General features: G+C 75.5%; 13 protein-coding genes and 1 pseudogene. 10 read left to right on the top strand and 4 right to left on the bottom strand.

Annotated elements, in window-relative coordinates:
* On the bottom strand, positions 1–1,201 hold a 1,201-nt coding region (locus VR45_RS07115), incomplete at its 3' end, for a sensor histidine kinase (RefSeq protein ID WP_045938808.1).
* 301 nt (positions 1,202–1,502) lie between these two features.
* On the opposite strand from VR45_RS07115, the gene VR45_RS07110 reads away from it, so the two are divergent.
* From VR45_RS07110 to VR45_RS07090, 6 genes and pseudogenes are all read left to right on the top strand, one after another.
* A complete protein-coding gene (locus VR45_RS07110; protein ID WP_045938807.1) occupies positions 1,503–2,066 on the top strand; it encodes a heme-binding protein in 564 nt (187 codons plus the stop codon).
* 295 nt (positions 2,067–2,361) lie between these two features.
* Positions 2,362–2,775 carry a hypothetical protein gene (locus VR45_RS07105; RefSeq protein ID WP_045938806.1) on the top strand — a complete coding sequence of 138 codons (414 nt, stop codon included), beginning with the start codon at positions 2,362–2,364 and terminating at the stop codon, positions 2,773–2,775.
* Positions 2,776–2,906: 131 nt separating this feature from the next.
* A pseudogene (locus VR45_RS49970) lies at positions 2,907–3,377 on the top strand (NAD(P)-binding domain-containing protein); the annotation flags it as partial.
* Positions 3,372–3,800, top strand: coding sequence for an NAD-binding protein (locus tag VR45_RS49965; RefSeq protein ID WP_266271791.1), 429 nt, complete (start codon positions 3,372–3,374; stop codon positions 3,798–3,800). The pseudogene VR45_RS49970 and the gene VR45_RS49965, both read left to right, overlap by 6 nt.
* A gap of 260 nt (positions 3,801–4,060) precedes the next feature.
* Positions 4,061–5,332 carry an LPXTG cell wall anchor domain-containing protein gene (locus tag VR45_RS42110; protein ID WP_052708896.1) on the top strand — a complete coding sequence of 424 codons (1,272 nt, stop codon included), beginning with the start codon at positions 4,061–4,063 and terminating at the stop codon, positions 5,330–5,332.
* 221 nt (positions 5,333–5,553) lie between these two features.
* Positions 5,554–6,795 (top strand): hypothetical protein, encoded by a 1,242-nt coding sequence (locus VR45_RS07090; protein ID WP_234325870.1) that lies wholly within the window; start codon positions 5,554–5,556, stop codon positions 6,793–6,795.
* Here VR45_RS07090 and VR45_RS07085 read toward each other — a convergent pair.
* On the bottom strand, positions 6,792–7,640 hold the full coding sequence (locus VR45_RS07085; protein ID WP_234325868.1) for an aquaporin: 849 nt from the start codon (positions 7,638–7,640) through the stop codon (positions 6,792–6,794). The genes VR45_RS07090 and VR45_RS07085 overlap by 4 nt on opposite strands.
* A 171-nt stretch (positions 7,641–7,811) precedes the next feature.
* On the opposite strand from VR45_RS07085, the gene VR45_RS07080 reads away from it, so the two are divergent.
* Positions 7,812–8,609, top strand: coding sequence for a MerR family transcriptional regulator (locus VR45_RS07080; RefSeq protein ID WP_045938804.1), 798 nt, complete (start codon positions 7,812–7,814; stop codon positions 8,607–8,609).
* Between the two features lie 40 nt (positions 8,610–8,649).
* On the opposite strand, the gene VR45_RS07075 is transcribed toward VR45_RS07080, so the two are convergent.
* Together VR45_RS07075 and VR45_RS07070 are read right to left on the bottom strand one after the other, a co-directional pair.
* Positions 8,650–9,756, bottom strand: coding sequence for a helix-turn-helix domain-containing protein (locus VR45_RS07075; RefSeq protein WP_078896295.1), 1,107 nt, complete (start codon positions 9,754–9,756; stop codon positions 8,650–8,652).
* A 270-nt stretch (positions 9,757–10,026) separates the two neighbouring features.
* Positions 10,027–10,350 (bottom strand): hypothetical protein, encoded by a 324-nt coding sequence (locus tag VR45_RS07070; protein ID WP_045938803.1) that lies wholly within the window; start codon positions 10,348–10,350, stop codon positions 10,027–10,029.
* A gap of 10 nt (positions 10,351–10,360) precedes the next feature.
* On the opposite strand from VR45_RS07070, the gene VR45_RS07065 reads away from it, so the two are divergent.
* The 3 genes from VR45_RS07065 (at position 10,361) to VR45_RS07055 (ending at position 13,912) form a co-directional block, all read left to right on the top strand.
* Complete coding sequence (locus tag VR45_RS07065) at positions 10,361–11,392, top strand: hypothetical protein (RefSeq protein ID WP_159394137.1); 1,032 nt, start codon at positions 10,361–10,363, stop codon at positions 11,390–11,392.
* Positions 11,393–11,618: 226 nt separating this feature from the next.
* The gene (locus tag VR45_RS07060) at positions 11,619–12,305 is read left to right on the top strand and encodes a SigE family RNA polymerase sigma factor (protein ID WP_234325867.1); all 687 of its coding nucleotides are present in this window, start codon (positions 11,619–11,621) and stop codon (positions 12,303–12,305) included.
* Complete coding sequence (locus VR45_RS07055; RefSeq protein ID WP_045938801.1) at positions 12,302–13,912, top strand: hypothetical protein; 1,611 nt, start codon at positions 12,302–12,304, stop codon at positions 13,910–13,912. The genes VR45_RS07060 and VR45_RS07055 overlap by 4 nt, the downstream gene beginning before the upstream one ends.
* The last annotated feature ends 22 nt before the right edge of the window (positions 13,913–13,934 follow it).

Below are 13,934 nucleotides of genomic sequence, written 5' to 3'. Positions count from 1 at the left end.
TGGCGGGGGTGAGGGTGAGCGGGACCGCGGCCGAGACCACGGTGCCCTCGCCGGGGGCGCTCTCCACGGTCAGGGTCCCACCGAGCTGGCGCAGCCGGGCCCGCATGGCGGGCAGGCCGTGGCCCCGGCTCCCGGTGGCGGCGGTGTCGTCGGGGGAGAAACCGCGGCCGTCGTCGGCGATGTCCAGGACGGCCTGGTCGCCGAGGAAGGAGAGGGTGAGGGCGGCGGCCGAGGCCCCGGCGTGCTCGCGGACGTTGGCGAGCGCGCCCTGGGCGATCCGCAGCAGCGCGGACTGCGCGGCCGCCGGGAGCGGCACGGGCGCGCCGTCCAGGTGGAAGCGGACCGGCAGCCCGCTCTCGGCGGACTCCCGTTCGGCGAGCGAGCGCAGCGCCCGGTCGAGGGTGCGGCCGTCGGCGAGTTCGGCGGGCGCGAGGTCGTGGACGAAGCGGCGGGCCTCGGCGAGGTTCCGGGCGGCCACCGCGGCGGCGGTCCGGACGTGTCCCCGGGCGGTCGCCGGGTCGCCGTCCCAGGTGCGGTCGGCGGCCTGGAGCAGCATCTGCTGGCTGGACAGGCCCTGGGCGAGGGTGTCGTGGATCTCCATGGCGAGCCGTTCGCGCTCGGCCAGCGTGCCCTCCCGCCGTTCGGTGGCGGCGAGTTCGCGCCGGGTGCGGACCAGGTCGGCGATCAGCGCCCGCTGCCGTTCGGCCTGCCGCTCCATGTAGAGGAAGACGCCGGTGGCCAGCGCGGCGACGGCGGGCGGCAGCAGGAGGAGATTGGCGTCGGTCGCGCCCGGCAGCCGGACCTCGCCGACCACCACCAGCAGGGTGAGCGCCGCCACCAGGGGGATGGCCGCGGGCGTGGGCAGCGTGCGCAGGGCCGTGTAGACCAGCGGCACGGCGCACCAGGAGAAGCTCGGCGCGAGCAGCACCAGGACCACCCAGAGCACGGTCACCACGGCCAGCGGCCAGGCGGGTCGGCGCTGTCCGGGGGCGGGCGGGCGGCGGTGGGCCAGCCAGGAGCCGAGCGGCTGGACGACGGCCAGGGCGATGCTCAGGCCGAGCACCCAGGGGATGCGCGGATTGCCCGGGTGGTGGGTGAGGAAGCGGCTCAGCGAGGTGGCGAGCAGCAGCAGGAACGCGGAGTCGAGCAGGACGGCCAGCCGGCCGGCGTCCGGGTCGAGCGGGGGGCCGGGGTGGTGCACGGGGCCGCTCCTCGCTCGCTCGCTTCCGACGGCCGGTGGTCCTTGTGGCCGGTCGTCGCCATGGCCGGTCGCTGTCATGGCCGCTTGTTGTGACGGCCGCTCGTGGTGACGGCCGCTGCCCTGGTCGGGGCGATCCCTCGATGGTGACCCGTCCGGCCCGGGGGCGCATCAGCCGATCGGCTGACGGGTCCGTCGTCCATCATGCCCGTGGGAGGTGTCCGGACCGCCGATGCGGCGGAGAGGGCTGTCGCCGGAGGATCGATTCCGTTCCCAGCGACACCATCCGACGAGGAGCCGGACCATGAAGAAGATCTCCGTTCGCACCAAGGTGCTGACCGGTACCGTCGCCGCCGCCGCGCTGGCCGCTGCCACCCTCGGCGCCGTCTCGGCCAGCGCCGAGGCCACCGACACCCCGGCCGTCGCGGCCGCGGCGGTGAAGGCCGACGCCCAGAACAAGAACCTCGCCCAGACCACCGGCCTGACCATCGCCGCCGCTACCAAGGCCGCCGAGGCCACCCTGGACGCGGCGACCAAGGCCGGTCAGAAGGTCTCCGTGGCGGTCGTCGACCGTGACGGTGTCACCCGGGTGCTGCTCAAGGGCGACGGTGCCGGCCCGCAGTCGCCGGAGTCGGCCGTGCGGAAGGCCTTCACCGCCGTCTCCTGGAACGCGCCCACCTCCGAGCTGGCCAAGCGGCTCGCGCAGGCGCCGAACCTGAAGGACATCCCGGGCACCCTGTTCCTGGCCGGCGGTGCGCCGGTGCAGTCGAAGGGTGCGCCGGTCGCGGGCATCGGTGTCGCGGGCGCCCCCAGCGGCGACCTGGACGAGCAGTTCGCGCAGGCGGGCGTCGAGGCGCTCGGCAAGTGACACCCGGCGGGTGAAAGGCGCGGGGCCGGAGCGCGCCGGAGCGGACCCCCGACCGCTCCGGCGCGCACCGGCCCGCGCCCACAGCGCGCCCGCTCGGGCCGTTGCCCCGGCCGTCGCCCCGGTTGTCGGGGCGACGGCCGTCGCCGCGGTCGCTGCGGTCGCCCGCGAACGGCCTCCCGGCCGGTGCCCCGCGGGCTCCCCGTACGGGTGAAGGTCACCCGGGTCGTCGCAGAACACGGGCACTTTGGCCGAAAAGCCGCTGCCGCTGTCGGTGCCGCGTGGCAGGCTTCCCGCTATGACGGCGTGGACCCTCAACGACATCGAACGTGCGATCCGCTCCTCCTGGGGTGTCGACACCTGCGCGCCCGAGGACCAGGCCCACTGGCGTCCCGACAATCCCGCCCACGGCCAGTGCCGGGCCACCGCCCTCGTGGTGCACGACCTGCTGGGCGGCGAGCTGATGATGGGCGAGGTGTACGTCGGCGGGGTCCGGACGGACCTGCACTGGTGGAACCGGTCCGCCGCCGGCGCCGAGGTCGACATGACCCGCTCGCGCTTCGGCCCGGACGAGGAGGTCGGCCCCGGCCGCCCGGTCGCCCGCCCGCAGCGTCCGGGCCGGCTCCAGGTCCAGTACCAGTTGCTGCGCCACCGGGTGGCCGCGCGGCTGGAGGCGGAGGCGGCGGACGGGCACCGCGCCGCGGCCGCCTGACCGCCCTCGGCCCGACGGCCCGTCCGCCCGCCCCTCCGTGAGCCGGATCGGTTCGGTCGGCGGCCCGACGGGCTGACGTACAGTCGGTTGCTCGTGGTCGGACGACCGGTCCGTCCGCCGGGCGGCAGCGGGAGTGTGCGATGAGCGGGACGACGGTCGGCTTCGTCGGGCTGGGCGCGATGGGTCGGGGCATGGCCGGCAGCCTGCTCCGGGCCGGGTACACCGTCCGGGTGTGGAACCGCTCGCCCGAGCCGGTGGCCGCGATGGTCGCCCTGGGCGCCGAGGCGGCCGAGGGGCCGGCCGACGTCTTCGCGGCCGACACGGTCGTCTCGATGCTGGCCAACGACGACGCCGTCGAACGGCTGCTGCTCGACCCGGTCCTGCTGGCGGGTGCCACGGCGACCCTGCACATCAACATGGCCACCGTCTCGGTCGGCCTGGCCGAGCGGGCCGAGGCCCTGCACGCCGAGCACGGCATCGGGTACGTCGCCGCGCCGGTGCTCGGCCGCCCGCCGGTGGCCGCCGCCGGGGAGCTCGACATCCTGGCCGCCGGGCTCCCCGGGACGCTGGAGGCGGCCGAACCGCTGCTCGCCGCGATGGGCCGGCGCGTCTGGAACTTCGGCGAGCGTCCCGCCCAGGCCAACACCGCCAAGATCAGCACCAACTTCCTGCTGGCCTGCGCGATCGAGTCGATGGCGGAGGCGTGCAGCCTGGCCGAGGCCAACGGGGTCCGGCCGACCGACCTGATCGAGATGCTCAGCGGCACGCTGTTCCCCGGCCCGATCTACTCCGGGTACGGCGCGATGGTCGCCGAACGCCGGTACGAGCCCGCCGGGTTCAAGCTGCCGCTGGGGCTCAAGGACGTCGACCTCGCGCTCACCGCCGGGGCCTCGGCGCGGGTGCCGCTGCCGTTCGGCAGTGTGCTGCGGGACGCGTTCCTGGACGCGCTCGCGCACGGGGACGGCGAGAAGGACTGGGCGGCGGTCGCGGCGGTCGCGCGCCGGCGGGCCGGGCTCCCCGCGTAGTGCACCTTCCCCCACCGTGTACCAAGGACCCGCTGCCCTCCGACGGCCGAGGGCAAAAGGCCCTTTACGGTGCAGAGTTGGGCCAATCGGACAGAAATCGACCTGAGGCCCTTTCAAACCGACACCCACCTTCCGGCACAGCGGGGGCCTTCGGTAGTCTCCGTCGGACTTTCAGCCTTCGCGGGGGGATCGCGGCTCGGACAACCACCGGGTCCACCCGCGCTCCCGGGCCGCGCCCGGACACTCCCGTGAGGTTTCCCTTGTCCATCTCCATACCTCGCAGCCTGGCCCTGGCCGGCGCCGCCGCGCTCGCCGCCTCGATGGCCCTCACCGGCGCCCAGGGCGCTGTCGCCGCCGCCACCGGCTCGCCCTCGGCCGCCGCCGCGCCGCAGGCCGACAAGGCCGCCCACCGCCAGCTCGACCTGTCGCTGGACGGGGTGCCGGGCACGTTCGTCGCCGGTGGCGACTCCAAGCAGTTCAGCTTCACGATCGACAACAACACGAAGACGGACTTCGTCTTCTACCCGCTGCTCAAGTTCAAGAACGCCCAGGACACCCTGAAGGCGAAGGACCTGAAGGTCGAGTACCAGCTGCCCGAGGCGCTGGACAAGACCAAGGCCTGGCACCCGGCCGGTGCCGCGCCGGGCGCCGAGAGCGACGACGACGGCGTGCTGTTCCTGCTCGCCAAGCTCCAGCAGGACGGCAACCCGGACTTCGACGAGTCGCTGCTGGCCGTCACCAAGGGCAGCAGCCTGACGGTCGCCGTCCGCGTCACCGTGGCCAAGGACGCGCCGCGCGGCAACGCCGGCGTGGTGCCGGTGGTCTTCTCCGCCGAGGCCGAGGGCAAGACGCCCACCGGCGAGGCCGAGTTCAGCTGCGACGGCATCCGCGGCAAGCGCTTCAAGATCGTGGCCGAGGGCCCGGTCAAGCCGAGCCCGAGCGCCACGCCGTCGACGGCCAAGCCGACCACCCCCAGCACGAGCCCGACGGTGAAGCCGACCGGCAGCCCGAGCACCAGCACCTCGCCGTCGCCGAGCGCCTCGACGAGCGCCTCGCCGAGCGCCCCGACGACCCCGAGCACGACGGCGACCCCGTCGACCACGGCCACGCCTTCCACGACGGCGACCCCGTCGACGACCGCCACCCCGTCCACCACGGCGACGCCTTCGACGACGCCCTCGACGACCGCCACCCCGTCGACCTCGGCCTCGCCCTCGGAGAGCGCCACCGCGACGCCGAGCGGGAGCACCTCCCCGAGCGCGCCCGCGACCGCCGCCCCGTCGAGCCCCGCGCCGACCCAGGACGACGCCGCCGGGCCGATCGACTTCCCGGTGAGCGTTCCGACCATCAAGCCGCTGCCGATCACCCCGGCGGCCGTCGCCAAGGCCAAGTCCAACGCGGACAAGGCGCTCGCCACCACGGGTGGCGGTGACGACACCACCGCCATCGCGGTCGCGGGTGGCGCCGTCCTCGCGGTCGGTGTCGGCACCCTGGTCGTGCTCCGCCGCCGCCGCACCGCGCAGCAGGGCTGAGCCCGGTCTGACCCGGCACCGCGCCTGACACGGAACCGCCCGTGCTCCCGTACCGGGGGCACGGGCGGTTCCGTTCGGTCCCCTAGGATGACCGGCCGAGGGGGCGGCACGGCGGACGAGGTACTGGGGTGCGTGGAACGGGCGCGGGGCGCCGGGAGCGGTCAGGACGGCCGGGACGGGCCTGGACCGACTACGAGGCGGCCACCGGCCGGATCGCGGGCCTGCCGGTGCGCAGACACCATGTCCTGCTGCTGGCCTGGACGGTGCTCTGGTTCCTGCTGGTCGAGCCGAGCGGCGGCTTCTCCTGGCACTACCTGCGCCAGGGCGAGGAACTGCTCTTCAGTGACCGGTCGGACGGCGGTCTCGCCCTCTACGCCCACCACCCCGAGCTGCAGATCGGCCCGGTCAGCCTGGCCGTGGCCCGGCTCTTCGCGCCGTTCCCGGGGCACGCCGGCGAGGTGCTGGCCGAGGCGATGATGTCCGGTCTCGGGCTGGCGATGCTGGTCCTGGTGGGCCGCACGGCCGCGCAGTACCACCTGGGCACCGGCACCAACCACCGCCGGCTCCAGCAGCGGCTGCTGGTCGCGGGCCTCGCCTTCATCCCGATGTGGGTCGAGGTGTCGGTCCGCTTCGCGCACCTGGACGACGTCCTGGCGCTGTTCTTCACCACCCTCGCCGCGCACGAACTCAGCCGGGGCCGGGCCACCGCGGTCGGTGTGTACCTGGCGCTGGCGGTGGACTCCAAACCGTGGGCGCTGGCGTTCGCGCCGCTCATCCTCGCCCTGCCCAGGGCCAGGTGGGTGCGGACGGGGCTCTGGTTCGCCGGGCTGGTGGCGGTCGCCTGGCTGCCGTTCTACCTGGGTGACCTGGACACCATGGCGGCCGCGAAGTTCACCATCCCCAACCAGACCGCCTCGGCGCTGCGCTGGTTCGGGGTGACCGATCCGACGACGCCCTGGTGGGACCGCCCGGCTCAGTTCGCCCTCGGCCTGGGCCTGGGCAGCCTGGCGGTGTGGCGCGGCCGCTGGCCGGCCGTGGTCCTGCTCGGGGCGGACGCCCGGATCCTGCTCGACCCGAGCGTCTACACGTACTACACCGCGTCGATCATGCTCGGCACGCTGCTCTGGGACACGGTGGGACAGCGCCGGCTGGTGCCGTGGTGGAGCTGGATCGCGCTGGTCGCGCTGTACGGGGGCACTCTGTTCCTGCCGTCCGACCCGGCGCGCGGACTGGTCCGGCTCGCCTTCGTGGTGGTCTCGGCGGGGTGCGTGCTGCTCCTGCCCGCCCAGCGGCGGCGCGGCTCCGGCCGCCGTCCCTCCGGCCGGGGCGGTCCGGGCGGCCCGGGCGGCGGTCCCGGCGGCGGCCTCCCGCAGCAGCAGCGGACGGGACGGCGGCGGAGCGGCCGGCGGCGGACCGCGCAGCCCCCGGCACCCAGGCAACCGGCGACCGTCCGGACGCCTTAGGGATTGTCGGACGCCCCCCGGCGGACGCCGGAGTGCGCGCGCTCCCGGCCGTCGAACAGCAGCGCCGCCAGGCCGACCCCGGCCGCCGCTCCCGCGCACTGGGCGAGGACGAAGCCGGGAACCGAGCCGGGCGCGATCCCGGTCCAGCCGTCGGTGAGCGCCCGGCCCAGCGTCACGGCCGGATTGGCGAAGCCGCCCGAGGAGGTCGACCAGCAGGCCGCGACCACCCAGAGGCCGACCAGCGCCGGGACCAGCCGCCCCCGCCCGGCGGCGGTCGCCCCGGTCACCACCAGCAGCAGGGTCCCGGTGGCCACCGCCTCGCCGAGCCACAGCGCGCCGCTCCCGCGCGGCAGCGCCGACAGCCGGAACGCGGGGTGCCCGAACATCGCGTCGGCCAGTCCGGTGCCCGCCACCGCGCCGACCGTCTGCGCGGCGGCGTACCCGACCGCCTCGCGCAGCGGCAGCCCGGCGGGGGTGCCCCGGCCGGTCCACCAGGCACCTGCGGTGATCAGCGGGTTGAGGTGCCCGCCGGAGACCGGGCCGAACAGGGTGATCAGCACCGTGAGGGCCGCCGCCGAGGCGCCGACGTTCGCCAGGAAGCGCAGCCCGGCGTCCGAGGTCAGGGCGTCCGCCTGGTGGCCGGAGCCCACCACGACGAGGGCCAGCAGCGCGGTGCCGACCAGTTCCGCCGCCAGCCGGCGGCCCGGCGACGGCGGTGCGACGGTCGGGTCGGGCACGGAGATGGGGCCGGTCACGGCGGTCGGGCCGGTCACGGAGGTCGACGGGGAGCCGGTCGGCGACGTCGGCTTCGGCAGCGGCGTTCCGGACGGTACGGACGTGGTCACGCGCACATGCTGGTGGCCGCCCGCCCGTCCCGGCAATTGGCCGGACCCCACAAACCGGCGCCCGCCCGGCCCGGCCGGATCGGAGACTTCTCCACCGGACCCCGAGACTGGGCTTGACCCTCACGCAACGGGAGGAGGCAAGGTCGTGGTCAGCACGAAGGGAGTACCCCGATGAACAGCGGAGACGAGGACGGCCGCACCGGCCACACGGTCGGCGCGGTGGCACGGATCGCCAAGGTGACCGTCCGGACCCTGCACCACTACGACGAGATCGGCCTGCTGTCCCCCCGGGGCCGCACGCCGGCCGGCTACCGCCGGTACGACGAGGCCGACCTCGGCCGGCTGCAGCGGATCCTGTTCTACCGCGAACTCGGGTTCCCCCTGGAGGAGATCGCGGCCGTTCTGGACGACGACTCGGTGAGCCCGAGCGAGCACCTGCGGCGCCAGCACCAGCTGCTGACCGACCGCATCGCCCACCTCCAGAAACTGGCCGCGGCCGTCGAACACGCCATGGAGGCAGAAAAGATGGGTATTCAGCTGACCCCGGAGGAGAAGTTCGAGCTCTTCGGCGAGCACTACCGCGAGGAGTGGGAGGGCGAGGCCGAACAGCGCTGGGGCGACACCCCGGCCTGGGCGGAGTCCCAGCGCCGCACCGGTGGCTACGACAAGGGCGACTGGCAGCGGATCAAGGCCGAGGCGGACGCGCTCAACTCCCGCCTGGCCGAACTGTTCACCGCCGGCGAGCCCGCCGACGGCGGCCCGGCGATGGACCTCGCCGAGGCGCACCGGCAGCACATCCGCGACAACTTCTACGACTGCACCTACGAGATCCACCGCGGCATCGCCGGGATGTACGTCGCCGACCCGCGGTTCACCGCGGTCTACGAGCAGCTGGCCCCTGGCCTGGCCCAGTGGCTGCACGACGCCATGCTCGCCAACGCGGCCTTCCGCACCGGCGGGCAGGGCTGACACCGGCCGGACCGGCGCGGCGCCCGGACCGGTACGGGGGTCACGCCACGCCGCGGCCGAAGGAACGGCGGTAGGCCGTCGGGGAGGTGCGCATGACGCGCCCGAAGTGGTGCCGGAAGGTCGCGGCGCTCTCGAAGCCGACCGCGCCGGCGATCTCCTCGACGGTGCCGTCGGGCGCCTCCAGCAGCGGCAGGCTGGCCGCGATGCGCTGGCTGATCACCCAGCGCATCGGGCTGGTGCCGTTGCGGGCGGTGAAGTGGCGCAGGTAGGAGCGGTCGGACATCCGGGCGGCCCGGGCCAGTCCGGTGACCGTGAGCGGGTCCGCCAGGTGGTCCAGCGCCCACTGCATCGAGCGGGCGACGCCGTCGTCCTCCTCCTCGACCGGCCGGACGGCGGCTTCGATGAACTGGGCCTGGCCGCCGTCCCGGTGCGGCGGCACGACGAACCGGCGGGCCACGCTGTTGGCGACCTTGGCGCCGTGGTCGCGCCGGACCAGGTGCAGGCAGAGGTCGATCCCGGCCGCGCTGCCGGCGCTGGTCAGCACCGACCCGTTGTCCACGTAGAGCACGTCCGGGTTGACCCGGACGGCCGGGTGGCGCTGCCGCAGCAGTTCGGCGTACCGCCAGTGGGTGGTGGCCTCGTGGCCGTCGAGCAGGCCGGCGGCGGCCAGTGCGAAGGCCCCGGAGCAGATCGAGACGATCCGGGCGCCGCGCTCGTGCGCGGTGCGCAGCGCCTCGACCAGGGCGGGGGAGACCACCCCGCCGAAGGCGTTCGGCACCCCGGGGACCACCACGGTGTCGGCGGCGGCGAGGTCGTCGAGGCCGTGTTCGGCGGTGAGGGTGAACCCGCCGACCGAGCGGAGCGGTGTGCCGGGGCGGTCGGCGCACACCCGCAGCCCGTACCAGGGGGTGGCCAGCAGTCCGCTCAGCTCGGGCCGGGCCAGGCCGAACACCTCGACCACGACGCCGAGTTCGAACGGGGTCATGCCGTCGAAGGCGTAGACCGCGACCTCGTGCACCGGCTCCGGCCGCCGTCCGATGCTGACGGCCACCGGGCCGGTGCCGGTACCGGCGGCCGTGTCGGTGACGGCGGTCGTGTCAGTGACAGCGGCACCGGTCGCCGGACCGGTCGAGTGCGGCTCGGCCATGGGACCCCCTGCTGACGGGTGGTGGCGGAATGCTGGTGAGTGTAGCCGTTCCAGCCAGTTCGAAATTTTCTTCGAACCACCCACAACTCCTGGGGAGGATGGGCGTCTGAGAGGGTGAGGGCCGATCCGGCGCGGGCATGCCCGCACCGGTGCCGGGTCTCGCTCACTGGCCGAGTCCGACTACCACGGGGAACCCACCATGCGTCCGTCCACTGTCCGGCGTCTCGTCAGGACCGTTCCGCTGGCGGCCGTCGTGGCCGGCGCGGCCGGCTACGCGCTGCTTCCGGCCGAGGCGGGTGCGGGCGCCCGGCCGGTCCGGTCCGCGGCTCCGGCAGCCTCGGGCGTGGCACTCGTCGCGCCGGTGGCCGACGCTCGGTCCGCCCCGGAGGGGACGTCGCCCACGGCGACGGCACCGGGTGCGACCACCCCAGCCGGGACGCCGGGCCCGGCGGGCACCACGTCGGGCGTGCCGACGGGGTCGGCCCCGGCCGCCCCGAACGCCCCGGCCACCCCGAACGCCCCGGCCACCGCCGGCGGTCCGGCGTCCGCGAGCGCTCCGGCGTCCGCGGTGGCGAAGCCGGCCGAGCCCGCCAAGGGCGGGCCCGTGCCCACCGGGACCGCCCGCCCCTCGGGCCCCGCGTCGGGTTCTGCCCCGGCCACCACCCCGAGCGGTGGCCCGGCCCCCGCCACCGGCACCGCTCCGGACTGGCCGGAGGAGATGCCCTCCGCGGTCGGCGAGCGGGTGGACGTCGCGATCCGCTCGCTCAGCGGCGCCTGGGAGATCCGCGGCGGCGGCAGCTACTTCGAGTTCGAGGTGACCTGGAGCAACGCCACCGACCGGCGCTTCGACGAGATCGTCCCGGTGGTCCGGGTGCTCCCGTTCGACTACCCGGCCGCCGTGGCGCGGCTCGGCGCGACGGCCAAGGGCATGCTCGACCGCAAGGACGTCGACGAGTGGCGAGAGGTCAAGCCGGACCAGAAGGGCGTGGACAGCGGGCCCCAGCAGGGGGCGTTCGCGCTCGACCCGGGCGAGAGCCGGGCCGTCCGCTACCGCCTGACCCTGGGGGCCGACAGCATGTCGGGCCGGCTGCCGATCCAGGCCGACGCCTACGTCGGGCGCGGTGCCAAGGCGGTGTCGGTCGGCGGCACCCAGGCGCGGATGAACGTGACGACGGGGCAGCCGGTCCGGTTCTCGGCGACGAAGGCGACCGACATGACCGTCGGCCGGATCCCCTCCGAACTGCGGGTGGAGCTGGCCAACCTGGACGCCACCGGCAACCACACCGTGGCCCCGGTGGTCAGGGTGACCGACCCGCTCGGCCGGAACACCACGCACGGCCTGGTGCCGGGCGACCTCTCCGCCGAGGTGCTGGTGGACGGCGAGTGGCGCCGGCTGTCGGGCGCGCTCGACGCCGACGGCCAGGTCCGGCTGGACACCGCCGGGCTGACCCGGGTGCTGGTGCCGGGCGAGACGGCCGTCTACCCGTTCCGCTTCAACCTGCCGAAGGGCTGGAGCGCCGGCAGCGGGCTGGAGTTCACGGTCGGCGGGACGGCCGACGGTGGCGCCCTCCCGACCCAGAAGGCCCGGCCGCGGATCACCCGGATGGCGGACGACACGCCGAAGGCGTCCTCCTAGGCCGCGCCGGGCCGCGCACCGGCGATCCGGCGCACCGGCATACCACCGGCCGGCACGCGCCCGGTCCGGTGCACGAACGGTCCGGCACGCGCTGGGTCCGGCAGCACGCCCGGTCCGGCACGACCTGCCCGGCGGGCCCGATCCTCCGACCGGGCCCGCCACCCAAAGACGATGTCCTGACGCACCGGCGGGAGCCGGTCCGCGGTCGGGGGGAAAGCGAAGACGGATGTCCATGGCCATCGGGCGGGCCGCCCAGGCGGCCCAGGGGCGGGGGTTCGGCCTCCGCCGGCTGCTGGCGCTGCTGTTCGGTGCCCAGGAGACGCACGGCGCGGGCGAGATCCTCGACGTGCCGGTCGCCGCGCAGACGGCCGGCCAGCGCCGGGCCGGGTTCCGGCTGCTGGCCGGTGGCGGCCGGACCCGCGAGGCCGGGCCGACGCTGACCGAGCTCTATCTCACGCACCGGCTGAGCCTGGTCCGGCTCGCCGTCCTGCTGGTCGACCATCAGGACCAGGCCGAGGACGTCGTGCAGGAAGCTTTCGCCAAGCTGTACCAACGGCACGGCGACGAGCTCGACGACCTCGACAACGCGCTGGCCTACCTGCGCACGGCCGTGGTCAACGGGGCGCGCTCGGTGCTGCGCCGCCGTCGCACGGCCCGCGAGTACGTGCCGCCGCACGAGGCGGACGCGCCCTCGGCGGAGGACCACGCCGTCCTCCACGACGAGCACCGGCGGGTGCTGGTGGCCATGCAGGAGCTGACCGCGCGCCAGCGCGAGGTGCTGGTGCTGCGCTACTGGTCCGACCTGTCGGAGTCGGAGATCGCCGAGATCCTCGCGGTGTCGCGCGGCACCGTGAAGTCCACCGCCAGCCGGGCCCTGGACGCTCTGGAGCGGAAGTTGGAGGACGCCCGATGAGCGACGACCGGCGTCCCACGTCCGACCACGAGCCGGACGGCGACCCTTCCGGCCCCCAACGTCCCGATCCCCGACGTCCCGGCCCCCAGCGCTCCGACCCCCCGCGCTCCGAAGGGGACCGCCCGCGCGGCAACCGGGGTGCGGCGGGCGGCGCCGGTACCGGCGCCACCGCCCCGGTCGGCGGGGAGACGCCGATGGAGCTGCTGCTCCGGGAGGCACTGGCGGCCCGCGCGGCCCGGATCACCGCCCAGGACCTGCGCCCGGCCGACCCGCCGCAGGGGCCCCGCAACCGCAGGCGGCCCGCCTACCTGGTGGGCCTGCCCCTGATGGGGCTCGCCGCGGCGATGATCGTCGGCGTGCTCACCGTCCCCACCGACACGCTCGCCCACAAGGGCGACGACGCGCCGGCGGCGACGATGAGCGACGGCCCGGTGCCGACCCGGGGCGTCGACGGGGCATCCCCGACCGGCTTCCCCGCACCGCCCGCCGACGGAACCGCCCGCCCGGCCGGGGAAGCGGCCCAGGGGACGGCCGGAGGTCCGTCGGCCGCCGCCCCAGGGACCGGGACCGGGGCCGGGCCGGTCCTGCCCGGCCAGGAGGGGGAGGTCCCCGCACCGCCGGGCGGTGGGGCGGGAGCGCCCTCCCCACCGCCCGGCGGCCCGGCGGCCGGAACGCAGTCCGCCCCACCGCCCCCGGTGGCGCCCGCGCCCTCGGGCACGGTCCGCCAGGGCGGCGGCGTCGCGCTGAGCTTCGACGGCCTGGCGGGGGCGGAGGCGATCGTCGGCGCCGGTCCGACGACCTTCTCGGTGACCTGGCGCAACACCACCCAGCGGCTGTACGACGCGGTGGCCCCGGTGGTGTCGGTCCGGACGCTCACCGGCGCCGTCCGCTCCGGCCGGTCGGTGCGCGGCCGGCTCCAGCGCGAGGAGGAGGGCGGCAGCTGGACGGACGTCCCGCTGACCGTGGGTTCGGGCGCCTATCTGGCCTCGGGCGACGCGGCCGCGTTCCCGCTCGCCCCGGGGGCCGCCCGGACGCTCCGCTACCGGCTGGACCCCTCGATCGACAGCGCGGAGGGGACGCTGTTGATCGAGGCCCTGGCCGTGCTGTCGACCACGCCGGAGCGGTTCGAGGAGGGCTCCGCGCTGGCGCCCCTGCTGCTGACGAGCGCCCCGGCGGCCAGCCGGACGGCGCCCGAGCTGAGGCTCAACTTCACGCCGAGCGACGGGGTGATCGCCGGGCGGCCCAGCTCGTTCTCGATCACCGTCAGCAATCCGGGGGCGGCGCCGCTGGCCTCGGTGGTGCCGACCCTGGTGCTGACCGGTGCGGACGCGGCGAAGGCCGTCGTCGAGGCCAAGTACGGCGCCGGCAGCGGGGTCCGCCGGCTCCCGGTCGCGCCGGACGGCAACGGGCAGCTGGTGGTCGACACCTCACTGCTGGAACGGGTGATGCGTCCGCACGACTCGAAGTACCTGGAGTTCCAGATCAGCGTCCCGGAGGACTGGAAGCCCAACGCCGACTTCGCGGTGGTCGTGGGGGCCAGGGGCGACGGCCGGGACGCGCCGCCGGTGGTGATCCAGCCGAGGTTCACCGTGGCGGTCGACTCCTGACCGCCCCGCCCCGCCGGTCGGC

This window comes from Streptomyces sp. NRRL S-495, assembly GCF_000966955.1.
Classification (GTDB): domain Bacteria; phylum Actinomycetota; class Actinomycetes; order Streptomycetales; family Streptomycetaceae; genus Kitasatospora; species Kitasatospora purpeofusca.
This window is presented reverse-complemented; position numbering and strand designations above follow the sequence as displayed.